The organism is Burkholderia multivorans ATCC BAA-247 (assembly GCF_000959525.1).
In the GTDB taxonomy this organism is placed as follows: Bacteria; Pseudomonadota; Gammaproteobacteria; order Burkholderiales; family Burkholderiaceae; genus Burkholderia; species Burkholderia multivorans.
The window spans coordinates 3,172,942-3,186,358 of the sequence record NZ_CP009832.1; the positions used below are offsets into that span (position 1 = coordinate 3,172,942).

The 13,417-nt window shown below is 67.5% G+C and carries 12 protein-coding genes; 5 read left to right on the forward strand and 7 right to left on the reverse strand.

Annotated features, from left to right (window positions below; translation table 11 throughout):
• The first annotated feature begins 34 nt into the window (after nucleotides 1–34).
• From gpmA to NP80_RS27235, 3 genes are all read left to right on the forward strand, one after another.
• Complete coding sequence (gene gpmA / locus NP80_RS27225) at nucleotides 35–781, forward strand: 2,3-diphosphoglycerate-dependent phosphoglycerate mutase (RefSeq protein WP_006398185.1); 747 nt, start codon at nucleotides 35–37, stop codon at nucleotides 779–781.
• 257 nt (nucleotides 782–1,038) lie between these two features.
• Nucleotides 1,039–2,586 (forward strand): S41 family peptidase, encoded by a 1,548-nt coding sequence (locus tag NP80_RS27230; protein WP_006411337.1) that lies wholly within the window; start codon nucleotides 1,039–1,041, stop codon nucleotides 2,584–2,586.
• Nucleotides 2,587–2,707: 121 nt separating this feature from the next.
• Entirely contained in the window at nucleotides 2,708–3,460 is a 753-nt protein-coding gene (locus tag NP80_RS27235; RefSeq protein WP_006411336.1) for a HesA/MoeB/ThiF family protein, read from the forward strand.
• A gap of 51 nt (nucleotides 3,461–3,511) precedes the next feature.
• Here the strand turns inward: NP80_RS27235 and ptsP are convergent, their stop codons facing one another.
• From ptsP to NP80_RS27270, 7 genes are all read right to left on the reverse strand, one after another.
• Nucleotides 3,512–5,215 carry a phosphoenolpyruvate--protein phosphotransferase gene (ptsP, locus tag NP80_RS27240; protein ID WP_006411339.1) on the reverse strand — a complete coding sequence of 568 codons (1,704 nt, stop codon included), beginning with the start codon at nucleotides 5,213–5,215 and terminating at the stop codon, nucleotides 3,512–3,514.
• Nucleotides 5,216–5,417: 202 nt separating this feature from the next.
• Nucleotides 5,418–5,687: an HPr family phosphocarrier protein gene (locus NP80_RS27245; protein WP_006398181.1), complete on the reverse strand. Its 270-nt coding sequence runs from the start codon at nucleotides 5,685–5,687 to the stop codon at nucleotides 5,418–5,420.
• Between the two features lie 75 nt (nucleotides 5,688–5,762).
• Nucleotides 5,763–6,233, reverse strand: coding sequence for a PTS sugar transporter subunit IIA (locus tag NP80_RS27250; RefSeq protein WP_006398180.1), 471 nt, complete (start codon nucleotides 6,231–6,233; stop codon nucleotides 5,763–5,765).
• 230 nt (nucleotides 6,234–6,463) lie between these two features.
• On the reverse strand, nucleotides 6,464–7,420 hold the full coding sequence (gene gshB, locus NP80_RS27255) for a glutathione synthase (protein WP_006407043.1): 957 nt from the start codon (nucleotides 7,418–7,420) through the stop codon (nucleotides 6,464–6,466).
• Between the two features lie 27 nt (nucleotides 7,421–7,447).
• Nucleotides 7,448–8,737 carry a glutamate--cysteine ligase gene (gshA, locus tag NP80_RS27260; protein ID WP_006411335.1) on the reverse strand — a complete coding sequence of 430 codons (1,290 nt, stop codon included), beginning with the start codon at nucleotides 8,735–8,737 and terminating at the stop codon, nucleotides 7,448–7,450.
• 241 nt (nucleotides 8,738–8,978) lie between these two features.
• Nucleotides 8,979–10,481, reverse strand: coding sequence for an ammonium transporter (locus tag NP80_RS27265; RefSeq protein WP_006408625.1), 1,503 nt, complete (start codon nucleotides 10,479–10,481; stop codon nucleotides 8,979–8,981).
• Nucleotides 10,482–10,513: 32 nt separating this feature from the next.
• Complete coding sequence (locus NP80_RS27270; RefSeq protein ID WP_006398175.1) at nucleotides 10,514–10,852, reverse strand: P-II family nitrogen regulator; 339 nt, start codon at nucleotides 10,850–10,852, stop codon at nucleotides 10,514–10,516.
• 353 nt (nucleotides 10,853–11,205) lie between these two features.
• On the opposite strand from NP80_RS27270, the gene NP80_RS27275 reads away from it, so the two are divergent.
• The gene (locus NP80_RS27275) at nucleotides 11,206–11,457 is read left to right on the forward strand and encodes an accessory factor UbiK family protein (protein ID WP_006398174.1); all 252 of its coding nucleotides are present in this window, start codon (nucleotides 11,206–11,208) and stop codon (nucleotides 11,455–11,457) included.
• 221 nt (nucleotides 11,458–11,678) lie between these two features.
• A complete protein-coding gene (locus NP80_RS27280) occupies nucleotides 11,679–13,295 on the forward strand; it encodes a YifB family Mg chelatase-like AAA ATPase (RefSeq protein WP_006407046.1) in 1,617 nt (538 codons plus the stop codon).
• The last annotated feature ends 122 nt before the right edge of the window (nucleotides 13,296–13,417 follow it).

Consider the following 13,417-nt stretch of genomic DNA (forward strand, 5'->3'; position numbering starts at 1 on the left):
CGCACCGCTTCCTTCACTACCGACCGCAAGATCCATGTACAAACTCGTTCTCATCCGCCACGGCGAATCGACGTGGAACAAGGAAAACCGCTTCACCGGCTGGGTCGACGTCGACCTCACCGAACAGGGTCGCAACGAGGCCTATCAGGCCGGCGAACTGCTCAAGGAAGCCGGCTACACGTTCGACATCGCGTATACGTCGGTGCTCAAGCGCGCGATCCGCACGCTGTGGCACGTGCAGGACCGGATGGATCTCATGTATCTGCCGGTCGTCCATTCGTGGCGGCTGAACGAGCGCCACTACGGTGCGCTGTCGGGCCTGAACAAGGCCGAAACGGCCGCGAAGTTCGGCGACGACCAAGTGCTCGTCTGGCGCCGCAGCTACGACACGCCGCCGCCCGCGCTCGAACCGACCGACGAGCGCGCGCCGTACAACGATCCGCGCTACGCGAAGGTGCCGCGCGAGCAGCTGCCGCTCACCGAGTGCCTCAAGGACACGGTCGCCCGCGTGCTGCCGCTCTGGAACGAGTCGATCGCGCCGGCGATCCGTGCGGGCAAGCAGGTGCTGATCGCCGCGCACGGCAACTCGCTGCGCGCGCTCATCAAATACCTCGACGGCATCTCGGACAGCGACATCGTCGGCCTGAACATCCCGAACGGCGTGCCGCTCGTCTACGAACTCGACGAGAACCTGAAGCCGATCAAGCACTATTACCTCGGCGACCAGGAAGCGATCGCGAAGGCGCAAGCCGCGGTCGCGAAGCAGGGCAAGGCGGGCTGACGCCCGGCGCGTCGCGCCGGCCTCCCCGGCGCGGCGTGTCACGGCCGCGCGAACCTTCGCGGGCCGCGCGCTGTCGAATCCGCTTTCGAAGCCGTCGCGCGCGCTGCCCGTGCGCGCGGCCGGCGCGAGCGGCCCGGCCAGCCGTCCGAGCCGCGGCCCGTTTCGCGCCGTTCCCCCTGACCTGTCGGACGAACAGTTATACTTGTCCGCTACATCCCCGCTACCGCCACGCGCTTCCCGACCGCACCAGACTCTCTATGCGAATCAAATTGAAGAACATCGGCCTGATTGCCGCGGGCCTCGCCACTGGCGTGTTCGCCACGCTGCAGATTTCCGCATCGGCCGAGCAGACCGTCACGGCGCCGCTTCCCCTCGACCAGCTCCGCCTGTTCGCGGAAGTCTTCGGCCAGATCAAGCGCGAGTACGTCGAGCCGGTCGACGACAAGAAGCTGCTGACGGCGGCGATCAAGGGCATGGTGTCGAGCCTCGACCCGCATTCGTCGTTCCTCGACAAGACCGACTATGACGAGCTGCAGGAGCAGACGAAGGGCCGCTTCGCCGGTCTCGGCATCGAGATCTCGCAGGAAGACGGGCTCGTCAAGGTGATCTCGCCGATCGAAGACACGCCTGCATTCCGCGCCGGCATCCGTCCGGGCGACCTGATCACGCGCATCAACGACAAGCCGGTACGCGGCATGACGCTCGACAAGGCCGTCAAGCAGATGCGCGGCGAGCCGGGCACGAAGGTCACGCTCACGATCTTCCGCAAGAGCGACGACCGCACGTTCCCGGTCACGGTCACGCGCGCGATCATCAAGGTTCAGAGCGTCAAGATGAAGATGCTCGATCCGGGTTACGCGTACATCCGCATCACGAGCTTCCAGGAGCGCACGACGCCCGATCTCGCCGCGAAGCTGCAGGACATCGCGCGCCAGCAGCCGAACCTGAAGGGCCTGATCCTCGACCTGCGCAACAACGGCGGCGGCCTGCTGCAGAGCGCGGTCGGCGTCGCCGGCGCGTTCCTGCCGCCCGACTCCGTCGTCGTGTCGACCAACGGCCAGATTCCGGATTCGAAGCAGGTCTATCGCGACACCTACGACAACTACCGGCTGCCGTCCTTCGACGGCGATCCGCTGAAGGGCCTGCCGCCGATCTTCAAGACGGTGCCGATGGTCGTGCTGACGAACGCGTATTCGGCATCCGCGTCGGAAATCGTCGCCGGCGCGCTGCAGGATTCGAAGCGCGCGCTGATCATGGGCAAGACGACGTTCGGCAAGGGTTCGGTGCAGACGGTCCGTCCGATGACGGCCGACACCGCGCTGCGCCTGACCACCGCGTACTACTACACGCCGAGCGGCCGTTCGATCCAGAACAAGGGCATCACGCCCGATCTGCCGGTCGACCAGTACGCGGACGGCGATCCGGACGACGTGCTCGTCACGCGCGAAGTCGACTATACGAACCACCTCGCGAACACGCAGGATCCGAACGAGAAGAAGGAACAGGAAGAGCGCGAGCAGCGCCGGATGGATCAGCTGCGCATCCTCGAGGAGCAGAACGACAAGAAGACGCCGGAGCAGCGCCAGAAGGATCGCGATCGCAAGCCGATCGAGTTCGGCAGCGCCGACGACTTCATGATGCAGCAGGCGCTCAACAAGCTCGAAGGCAAGCCGGTCCAGGAGTCGAAGTCGCTGCTCGCCGAGAGCACGAAGAACCCGGCAGGCAAGCCGGCTGCGGCAGCCAAGGCATCGGGCGCCGCCGCGAAGCCGGCCGCCGCACCGAAGCCCGCGTCCGCGCCGCAGTAAGCGTCGGCCGACATCGGACGGGCCATCGCGGGAAGACCGCGATGGCCCGTTTTTCATGCGCGCCTAGAATAGACCGGTACGCCCGCGCCCGCTCGCGCGGCGGCATCGCTGACGACACACCATGAACGACGATCAACTCCTTCGCTATTCCCGCCACATCCTCGTCGACGAAATCGGCATCGAGGCGCAGCAGCGCTTTCTCGACGCGCATGCGATCGTCGTGGGCGCCGGCGGCCTCGGCTCGCCGGCGGCGATGTATCTGGCGGCGTCGGGCGTCGGCACGATCACGCTCGTCGACGCCGACACGGTCGACCTGACGAACCTGCAGCGGCAGATCCTGCACGCCACCGCGTCGGTGGGCCGCAGCAAGGTCGAATCGGGACGCGACACGCTCGCGCAGCTGAACCCGGACGTCGTCGTGCAGGCGGTCGCCCAGCGCGTCGACGACGCATGGCTCGACGCGCGTGTGCCGAGCGCGACGGTCGTGCTCGACTGCACCGACAACTTCGCGACGCGCCATGCGATCAACCGCGCCTGCGTCGCGCACGGCGTGCCGCTCGTATCGGGCGCCGCGCTGCGCTTCGACGGGCAGATCAGCACGTTCGACTTCCGCGACGCGGCCGCGCCCTGCTACGCGTGCGTGTTTCCGGAGGATCAGCCGTTCGAGGAAGTCGCGTGCGCGACGATGGGCGTGTTCGCGCCGACGGTCGGCATCATCGGCGCGATGCAGGCCGCCGAAGCGCTGCGCGTGATCGGCGCGATCGGCACGACGCTGAACGGCCGGCTGATGATGCTCGATTCGCTGCGCATGGAATGGACGACGATGAAGATCGCGCGCCAGCCCGACTGCCCGGTGTGCGGCAAGCGGCACTGACGCGCATGTGCACAACGATCGTCATGATCGTCGAGGACTAGCCGCCGACGACTATGCGGCGGCGTCCGCGCGCGGTTCGGCGACTGCGAGGCGCTTCAACGCCGCCTGCACTTCCTCGGGCTCGAATGCGGCGAGCACGTCCGCCGTCGGCTTTTCGAGCGACTTCAGATGCGCGCGCAGGATCTCCTGCTTCACGACGAGCAACTGGCTCGGATGCATCGAGAATTCGGTGAGCCCCATGCCGAGCAACAGCCGCGTGAGCGCCGGATCGCCAGCCATTTCGCCGCATACCGACACCGGCACGCCCGCGCGCTTCGCTTCGCGCAGCGTATAGGCGATCAGGTGCAGCACGGCCGGATGCAGCGGGTCGTACAGATGCGCGACCGCGTTGTCGGCGCGGTCGATCGCGAGCGTGTACTGGATCAGGTCGTTCGTGCCGATCGACAGGAAATCGAAGCGCTTCAGAAACAGCGGCAGCGCGATCGCGGCGGCCGGAATTTCGATCATCGCGCCGACGCGCACGTTCGGATCGTACGCGAGCCCCGCGTCGTCGAGCTGGCGCTTCGCTTCGCGAATCAGGTCGAGCGTCTGGTCGATCTCCTGCGCATGCGCGAGCATCGGGATCAGGATCTTCACCTGACCGAACGCCGACGCGCGCAGGATCGCGCGCAACTGCGTGAGGAACATCTGCGGCTCGGACAGGCTCCAGCGAATCGCGCGCAGCCCGAGCGCCGGGTTCGGCGCGGTTTCGTAGCCTTCGTCGAGCGCTTCGAGCGGCTTGTCCGCGCCGACGTCGATCGTGCGGATCGTGACGGGCATGCCCTTCATCCACTCGACCGCACGCTTGTACGCGGCGAACTGCTCCTCCTCTTCCGGCATCTCCTTCTGATGCATGAACAGGAATTCGGAGCGAAACAGCCCGACGCCGACCGCGCCCGCATCGACCGCCGCCTTCGCGTCGTCGGGCAGCTCGATGTTCGCGTACAGCGCGATCGGCGTGCCGCACAAGGTCTGCGTCGGCGAGAACTTCAGGCGCTGCAGCTTGCGCTGCTCGAGCAGCTTCTCCGACTGCCGGTACGAATATTCCTCGAGCACGATCGGCGCCGGATCGACGATCACGATGCCCTGATCGCCGTCGACGATGATGAGATCGTCCTGACGGATCAGCGCGCTCGCATGCTGCACGCCGACCGCGGCCGGAATGCCGAGGCTGCGCGCGACGATCGCCGTATGCGACGTGCGGCCGCCGAGATCGGTGACGAACGCCTGGAACGACTGTGTCTTGAACTGCATCATGTCGGCCGGCGCGATGTCGTGCGCGACGACGATCATCTCGCTCGTGCCGTTCGCCGCCGCGCCGTCGAGCGCCTGGGCGGCCGACGGTGCGCCCGCGAGCGCCTTCAGCACGCGCTCGACGACCTGCTCGATGTCGGCCTTGCGCTCGCGCAGATATTCGTCTTCGATGTCGTCGAAGTGGCGCGTGAGCAGATCGAGCTGTTCGGTCAACGCCCATTCGACGTTGTAGCGGCGCGTGCGGATCAGGTCGATCGTTTCCTGGACGAGCATCGCGTCGCCGAGGATCATCGCGTGCACGTCGATGAATGCGCCGACTTCGGACGGCGTGTCGTCGGTCAGGTCGGCGCGCAGTGCTTCGAGCTCGCGATGCACGGCGTCGAGCGCCGCCGGCGCGATCAGATACGCTCGCCCGATCGCGATACCACGTGAGACGGGAATGCCATGCAGCGTGAAGGACACGCGCACCTCCTCTGTACATGAAAAGCCGCGGCACACTGCTGCGATGCGCTTATGACCCCGGATAGCGATTATAAATTCCGCGCGTGTCCGCTGACTGCATGCAGCGCAGCATTGCGCGTTTCGCATCAATGCTGCCGGCGAAAAAAAAGCCGCGGAATCCGCGGCATTCTGACTGGAATCGGCAACGATTCCGTGCGTCGGTTTACTGACCTTCGCCGAACTTGTCGGCGATCAGCTTCAGCAGCGCATCCATCGCTTCCTTCTCGTCGGGGCCGTCGGTCTCGATCGTGATCGTGCTGCCGATGCCCGCCGCGAGCATCATCACGCCCATGATGCTCTTCGCATTGATCTTGCGCCCGTTGCGCGACATCCAGACTTCCGACTGGAAATTGCCGGCCAGTTGCGTGAGCTTGGCCGATGCGCGTGCATGGAGCCCCAGTTTGTTGACGATGGTGGTTTCTTGTTGAAGCATGATGATCGGTCGGGTCGGTCGAGGCCGCCGGCGGCGCGCGCCGGCTGCACGGTCTAAAACGAAAGCGGATAACGGTCAGTGCGATTCGGTGCGCGGCTGCGGCTCCGGCGGAATCGGCGCGCACTGCCCGCAACCGACTTCCGACGGCGGCGGCGGCGTGCCGGCCGCCACCTCGTGCACGCCCTTCGCGCCGCCGGACAGCGCCTTGTCGACGAGCTTGTCGAGCGGCATCGTCCGATAGCATACGGCGCGCACCAGCATCGGCAGGTTCACGCCCGCGAGCACGCGCACGTCGGCGATCTTCGCGAGCTGGCCCGCGATGTTGGCCGGCGTCGCGCCGTACATGTCGGTCAGCACGACCGCGCCGTTCTCTTCCTTCAGGCGCGCAAGCTCCGCATGCGCGAACGCCATCACCTGGGCGGGATCGCTGTCCGCCTGCACGTCGATGCAGCCGATGCGGGCGGGCACGCCGCCGTAGATGTGCGCAATGCAGTCCCGCAGCGCGGTGGCGAGCGGGGCGTGCGCGATGATCAGAATCCCGGCCATGTCAGACCGCTCCCGGCCGCCCCTGGCGGGCCGACAGCCCGCGGCGGGGCAGCGGGCGTAGCGAATGAGGGGATCGTTTCATGTTCAGCCTTGCAACAGTGTCGGCCCGACCGCCGGGCCTTCGGCGCGCCGATCGCGGCGCCGGACGAGCGGGCATTGTAGCAGGCCGGTCATGCCGATCCGGCGGCGGCGGGCCTGCGCGGCCGCCGCCGGTGTGATGCGGCGGGCGCCTACGCGGCCGCCCGCTCCAGCGCGTCGATGAACATCGCGGCAACGTCGAAGCCCGTCTGCTCCATGATTTCGCGAAAGCATGTCGGGCTCGTCACGTTCACCTCCGTGAGCCAGTCGCCGATCGCGTCGAGGCCGACCAGCAGCAGCCCGCGCGAGGCGAGCACCGGGCCCAGCGTCTCGGCGATCTCGCGGTCGCGCGGCGTCAGCGGCTGCGCGACGCCAAGGCCGCCGGCCGCGAGATTGCCGCGCACCTCGCTGCCCTGCGGAATCCGCGCCAGCGAATACGGCACCGGCTCGCCGCCGATCAGCAGAATGCGCTTGTCGCCGGCCTTGATCTCGGGAATGAACTTCTGCGCCATCACCGAGCGCGTGCCGTCGTGGCTCAGCATCTCGATGATCGAACCGAGGTTCATGCCGTCCGGCTTCACGCGGAACACGCCCATGCCGCCCATCCCGTCGAGCGGCTTCAGGATCACGTCGCCGTGCTCCGCATGGAATGCGCGCAGCCGTTTCGCGTCGCGCGTGACGAGCGTCGGCGCGACGAACTGCGGGAACTCGCCGATCGCGAGCTTTTCCGAATGGTCGCGGATCGACTGCGCGCGGTTGAACACGCGCGCGCCCGCGCGCTCGGCCAGTTCGAGCAGCCACGTCGACGTCACGTATTCCATGTCGAACGGCGGATCCTTGCGCATCAGGACCGCGCCGAACGACTCGAGGCGCCGCGCGTCGACGGGCCCCGCCTCGTACCAGGTCTCGCGATGCAGATCGTCCAGTTCGCCGACGAACGTGATGCGCCGCACGTCGGCCTCGACCGCCGAGCCCGTCCAGGCGAGCTCGCGCGGCTCGCACGCGTAGATCGCATGGCCGCGGCGCGCGGCCTCGGCCATCATCGCGTAGGTCGAATCCTTGTAGATCTTGAAGCGCTCGAGCGGGTCGGCGATAAAGAGAATGTCCATGCGGGTCCTGTACGTAGCGAAGCCCGGTTACACCTGAATGGCTTCGGGATCGGTCTTTTCGAGTTCGATCGACGATGCGATCAGCGACAGGCGCGCGACGACGCCGTACATGTAGAAGCGATTCGGCGGCGCGGCGCCGGGCTTCGCCCCGGCATCGGGCAGCGCGGTGTGCTCGAAGCCGAGCGGCACGTAGTGCATGCCCGGTGCGTTCAGGTTCTGGTCGCGCTCGCGGCCGCCGTGCGTGCGATAGAAGCCGCCGACGACGTAGCGGTCGATCATGTAGACGACCGGCTCCGCGACTTCGTCGCCGACGCGCTCGAACGTGTACACGCCTTCCTGCACGATCACGTCGCGCACCGCGAGGCCGGCCTTCGACTCGGCCATCTGCGCGCGTTCGGCCTTCGACATCCGGCCGATCTCGGCCGCATCGTGCACGGTCATCACGCCGCGCCCGGCGGTGCCCGCATCGGCCTTCACGACGACGTACGGCTTTTCGCTGATGCCGTATTCGCGATACTTGCGCGCGATCTTCTTCAGCACGCCGTCGATCGCGTCGGCGAGCGCCTGCTCGCCTTCATGCGCCTGCCAGTCGACGCCTTCGACGTGCGCGAAATACGGGTTCACCATCCACGGATCGACGCCGACCATCTTCGCGAACTTCTTCGCGACGTCGTCGTAGCACGAGAAGTGCGTCGACTTGCGGCGCACGGCCCAGCCCGCATGCAGCGGCGGCAGCAGATACTGCTCGTGCAGGTTTTCGAGCACCGGCGGAATGCCGGCCGACAGGTCGTTGTTCAGCAGGATCGAGCACGGATCGAAGTTCTTCAGGCCGAGGCGGCGCTGCGAACGCTCGAGCGGTTCGAGCACGATCTTCTGGCCGTCGGCGAGCGTGATCGGCGTGATGTCGGTGATGCTCGGATCGAGCGAGCCGAAACGCACGTTCAGGCCGGCCTGGCGCATGATGGTCGCGAGCCGCGCGACGTTTTCCAGATAGAAGGCGTTGCGCGTCGGCAACTCGGGAATCACGAGCAGGTTTTTCGCGTCCGGGCAGATCTTCTCGATCGCGGCCATCGCCGCCTGCACGGCAAGCGGCAGCACTTCGGACGGCAGATTGTTGAACGCGCCGGGGAACAGGTTCGCGTCGACGGGCGCCAGCTTGAAGCCGGCGTTGCGCAGGTCCACCGAACAATAGAACGGCGGCGTATGTTCCTGCCATTCGAGCCTGAACCAGCGTTCGATCGCAGGCGTCGCGTCGAGGATCTTCTGCTCGAGCTCGAGCAGCGGACCGTTCAACGCGGTAACGAGGTGGGGAACCATGAATCACTCGCGAGCGGGAGAATGAAGATTGTAGAGCAATTGCCTTGCCCATTTGGGGATTGCGCCCGCTTTCACAAGGATTTGGAGAAAGTTTGTCGCTATTGACCCGATAGCGTGAAGGGTTATCGGTCCCGTTCGCGACCGTGCGGAGAAAAAAAGCCCGCCGGAAGGCGGGCCGAAGTCGCTGCGCTCATCGTGTGCGGCGGGCCGCCGTCGCGGCGCCCCGCCGGATTGGGTGCGCTTATTCGACGTGTTCGCCGTGCAGGATCACGTCGAGGCCCTCGCGCTCTTCCTCTTCGGTCACGCGCAGGCCGATCGTCAGGTCGATCAGCTTCAGCAGCACGAAGCTCAGCACGCCGCTGTAGACGAGCGTGATCAGCACGCCCTTCGCCTGCAGCAGCAGGCTGCCGTCGAAGCCGCCGATGTCCTTGACCGCGAACACGCCCGTCAGCAGTGCGCCGAGAATCCCGCCCACGCCGTGCACGCCGAACGCGTCGAGCGAATCGTCGTAGCCGAGCTTCGACTTCAGCCAGGTCGCCGACCAGAAGCAGACGACGCCCGCGGCGATGCCGATCACGAGTGCACCCGCGACGCCGACGAAGCCGGCGGCCGGCGTGATCGCGACGAGCCCCGCGACCGCGCCCGACACGATGCCGAGCACCGAAGGCTTACCCTTCGCGATCCATTCGGCAAACATCCAGCCGAGCGCCGCGCAAGCCGTTGCGACCTGCGTCGTCAGCATCGCGAAGCCGGCACGGCCGTCGGCGGCAACCGCCGAGCCCGCGTTGAAGCCGAACCAGCCGACCCACAGCATCGAGCCGCCGATCATCGTCAGCACCAGGTTGTGCGGCGCCATCGATTCGCGGCCGTAGCCGACGCGCTTGCCGAGCACGAGGCACGACATCAGGCCCGCGATACCGGCGTTGATGTGCACCACGGTGCCGCCCGCGAAGTCGAGCACGCCGTCCGCCGACAGCCAGCCGGTCGGCTCCCACACCATGTGCGCGATCGGCACATAGACGATCAGCGACCAGAGCGTCATGAACACGAGCATCGCCGAGAACTTCATGCGGTCGGCGAACGCGCCGCAGATCAGCGCCGGCGTGATGATCGCGAAGGTCATCTGGTAGACGAAGTAGACCGATTCCGGAATCGTCGTCGCGAGGTGGCTGACGGTCAGCGTCGTCGCCTTGTCGCCCTTGATGTAGTTCATGCCGTGCAGGAACACGCGCGACAGGCCGCCGATGAAGCCGTTGCCCGGCGTGAACGCGAGGCTGTAGCCGATCACGGTCCACAGCACCGTGATCAGCGCGGTGATCGCGAAGCTCTGCATCACGGTCGCCAGCACGTTTTTCTTGCGCACCATGCCCGCGTAGAACAGCGCGAGGCCGGGAATCGTCATGAACAGCACGAGTGCGGTGGAGGTCAGCATCCACGCGGTGTCGCCCGCGCTGATCTTCGACGAATCGACCGAGAACGGCGCGCTCGGCGCCGCGGGAGCGGCGGCGGCCGATGCATCGGCCGGAGCCGAAGCGGCGGCCGAAGCCGGCGCGGCTGCGGCGGCGGACGCGTCGGGCGCGGCGGAGGCCGTGGCCGCGGGTGCGGCGGCAGCCGACGCGTCGGGCGCCGAAGCGGCGGGCGCGGACGCAGCCGCAGCGGACGCCGCGTCGTCCGCGAGCGCGGGGCCGACACCGGCCGCGATCAGCGAACCGGCCATCAGCAGGGACATCAGAACTTTGCGCATCTTAGGTTTCCTCTTGTCGCTCGTCTTGTTTGTTACAGCGCGTCGGCGCCCGTCTCCCCGGTCCGAATCCGGATCACCTGCTCGATCGGCGTGACGAAAATCTTCCCGTCGCCGATCTTGCCGGTGCGCGCCGCGCGCTCGATCGCCTCGACGGCCTGGTCGACCAGATCGTCGGACACGGCCGCCTCGATCTTCATCTTCGGCAGAAAATCGACCACGTATTCGGCGCCGCGATACAGCTCGGTGTGCCCCTTCTGGCGCCCGAACCCCTTGACCTCGGTCACCGTGATGCCCGAGACGCCGAGGGCCGACAGCGCCTCGCGCGTCTCATCGAGCTTGAACGGCTTGATGATTGCGGTAATGAGTTTCATGAAGTCCTCTCGCTGGTTTCCCGTCGAATGATTTGGATGCTTGGCGCGTTCTCCTCAGCAACTCGCATGCCATGTGCACGCGAACGCCGTCGCAGGCGGTTTCAAACGAGGGTCGTATCGGACGGCGAAAGGCGCGCAAAGCCCGGCCGAACGGCCAACATCGGCCGGCTTTGCTGGCGCCGTGAAAGGATCGTTGCTAGAGTGCAGGCACGTTCCGGCTCGCCGGAGCTTTCACCCATGCGGGCGCCATGCCCGGAATCCGCGCCACCGGCGCACCAATTCCGGTCATGCGTGCATCATGGGCACGTACGCAACTGAAGATGCACATTTTTTGTGCAAGGAAGGGGAATCACATGAAGCAACCCAGCGACGTTTTCAACGATCTGCAGTCGCGCGTCAGCGACCTGCTGAAAAACTCGCCGGCCAAGGACGTCGAGCGCAACGTGAAGGCCATGCTGTCGCAAGGCTTCTCGAAGCTCGATCTCGTCACGCGCGAAGAATTCGACACGCAGGCCCAGGTGCTCGCCCGCACCCGCGTGCGTCTCGAGGAGCTCGAAAAGCGCGTCGCGGAACTCGAGCAGAAGCTCGCCGCGTCCCAGGCCTGACACCCCACCCCGACCGACAGGTCCGGGCGCGGGCCGCACGCTGCGGCTCCCCCCCGCCGCCCCGAAGCCGTCGCGTCGTTCGTCGCAGTCCGTCGTTCCGTCTTCACCGCTTTTATATCGTTGTTCCCCGCGCCACGCCGGCAAGCGCGCTCCGATCGTTCCGTTTCCCGCGGCATGCGGCCCCGTACGGCCGTCGCCCGACCGTTTACAGGAGCCTCGCCATGTCGCTCGCCGTGGTGCGCAGCCGTGCGCCGGCGGCCGGCCGTGCGCCGGACGTCACCGTCGAAGTCCATCTCGCCAACGGGTTGCCGTCGTTCTCGATCGTCGGCCTGCCCGATCTCGAAGTCCGTGAAAGCCGCGAGCGCGTGCGCGCCGCGCTGCAGAACTGCGGATTCGAATTCCCCGTCCGACGCATCACCGTCAATCTCGCGCCGGCCGACCTGCCGAAAGAGTCGGGCCGCTTCGATCTGCCGATCGCGCTCGGCATCCTCGCGGCCAACGGGCAGATTCCCGTCGATGCGCTGGCGGGCCGCGAATTCGCCGGCGAGCTGTCGCTGACCGGCGCGCTGCGGCCGATGCGCGGCGCATTCGCGATGGCGTGCGGCCTCGCGCGCGACGCGCAGTCAGGCGGCGCGGACGGCGACATCGCTCACGACACGCAGGCCGGCGGCGGCGCCGCGCCGCGCGCAGCGTACGCAGCGGCCGGTGCATCGCGCACGCCGGAGCTGTACCTGCCGCTTGCCAGTGCGGCCGAGGCGGCGCTCGTGCCCGGCGTGACCGTGTTCGGCGCGCCGGACCTGCCGGCGCTCTGCGCGCACCTTGCCGGTGCGCCGGACAGCCGGCTGTCGCCCGTCGATGCGCCGTGCCTCGATGGCCTGCCGGCACCCGCGGCGCCCGATCTCGCGGACGTCGTCGGTCAGCGCGCCGCGCGGCGCGCGCTCGAAGTCGCGGCCGCGGGCGGGCACCACATGCTGATGGTCGGCCCGCCGGGCGCCGGCAAGTCGATGCTGGCCGCGCGGCTGCCGGGGCTGCTGCCGCCGCTCACCGACGACGAGGCGCTGACCTCGGCCGCGCTGCTGTCGGCGAGCCGCATCGGCTTCTCGCCCGCGCAATGGCGCCGCCGGCCGTTTCGGTCGCCGCACCATTCGTCGAGCGCCGCCGCGCTGGTCGGCGGACGCAATCCGCCGCAGCCGGGCGAAATCACGCTCGCGCACCTCGGTGTGCTGTTTCTCGACGAACTGCCCGAATTCGATCGCCACGTGCTCGAAATGCTGCGCGAGCCGCTCGAAGCGGGCCGCATCACGATTTCGCGCGCCGCGCAGCAGGCGGACTTCCCGGCCGCATGCCAGCTGATCGCCGCGATGAATCCGTGCCCGTGCGGCTGGCTCGGCGATCCGTCCGGCCGCTGCCGCTGCTCGCCGGACGTCGCCGCACGCTATCTGCGCAAGCTGTCCGGGCCGCTGCTCGACCGGATCGACATCCAGATCGACCTGCCGGCGCTCTCGCCGGCCGAACTCGCCGCACGCGCGTCGACGCCGGGCGAGCCGAGCGCCGCGGTGGCCGCGCGCGTCGCGCAGGCGCGCGCGCTGCAACTCGCGCGGCAGGGCAAGACGAACCACATGCTGAGCGGGCGCGAAACCGACGACCTGTGCCGGCCGACGGACGAAGGCGAGCGGCTGTTGCGCGAGGCCGGCGAGCGCTTCGGATGGTCGGCGCGCGCCTACTACCGCGTGCTGAAGGTCGCACGCACGATCGCCGATCTGGCCGGCGAGCCGCTGCCGACCGCCTCCCACATCGCGGAAGCGATCCGCTATCGGCGCGCGCTCGCCGCCCTCTGAGGACAAAATCCGCGTGTCAAGACTTGACTTATGCACAATTCCACGCATCCAGCCCCGATCGAGGCTGCGTGCGCAGGCGCGCGACGTCGGATTCGTATGCCATTGTTTTTATTGAATTTTCC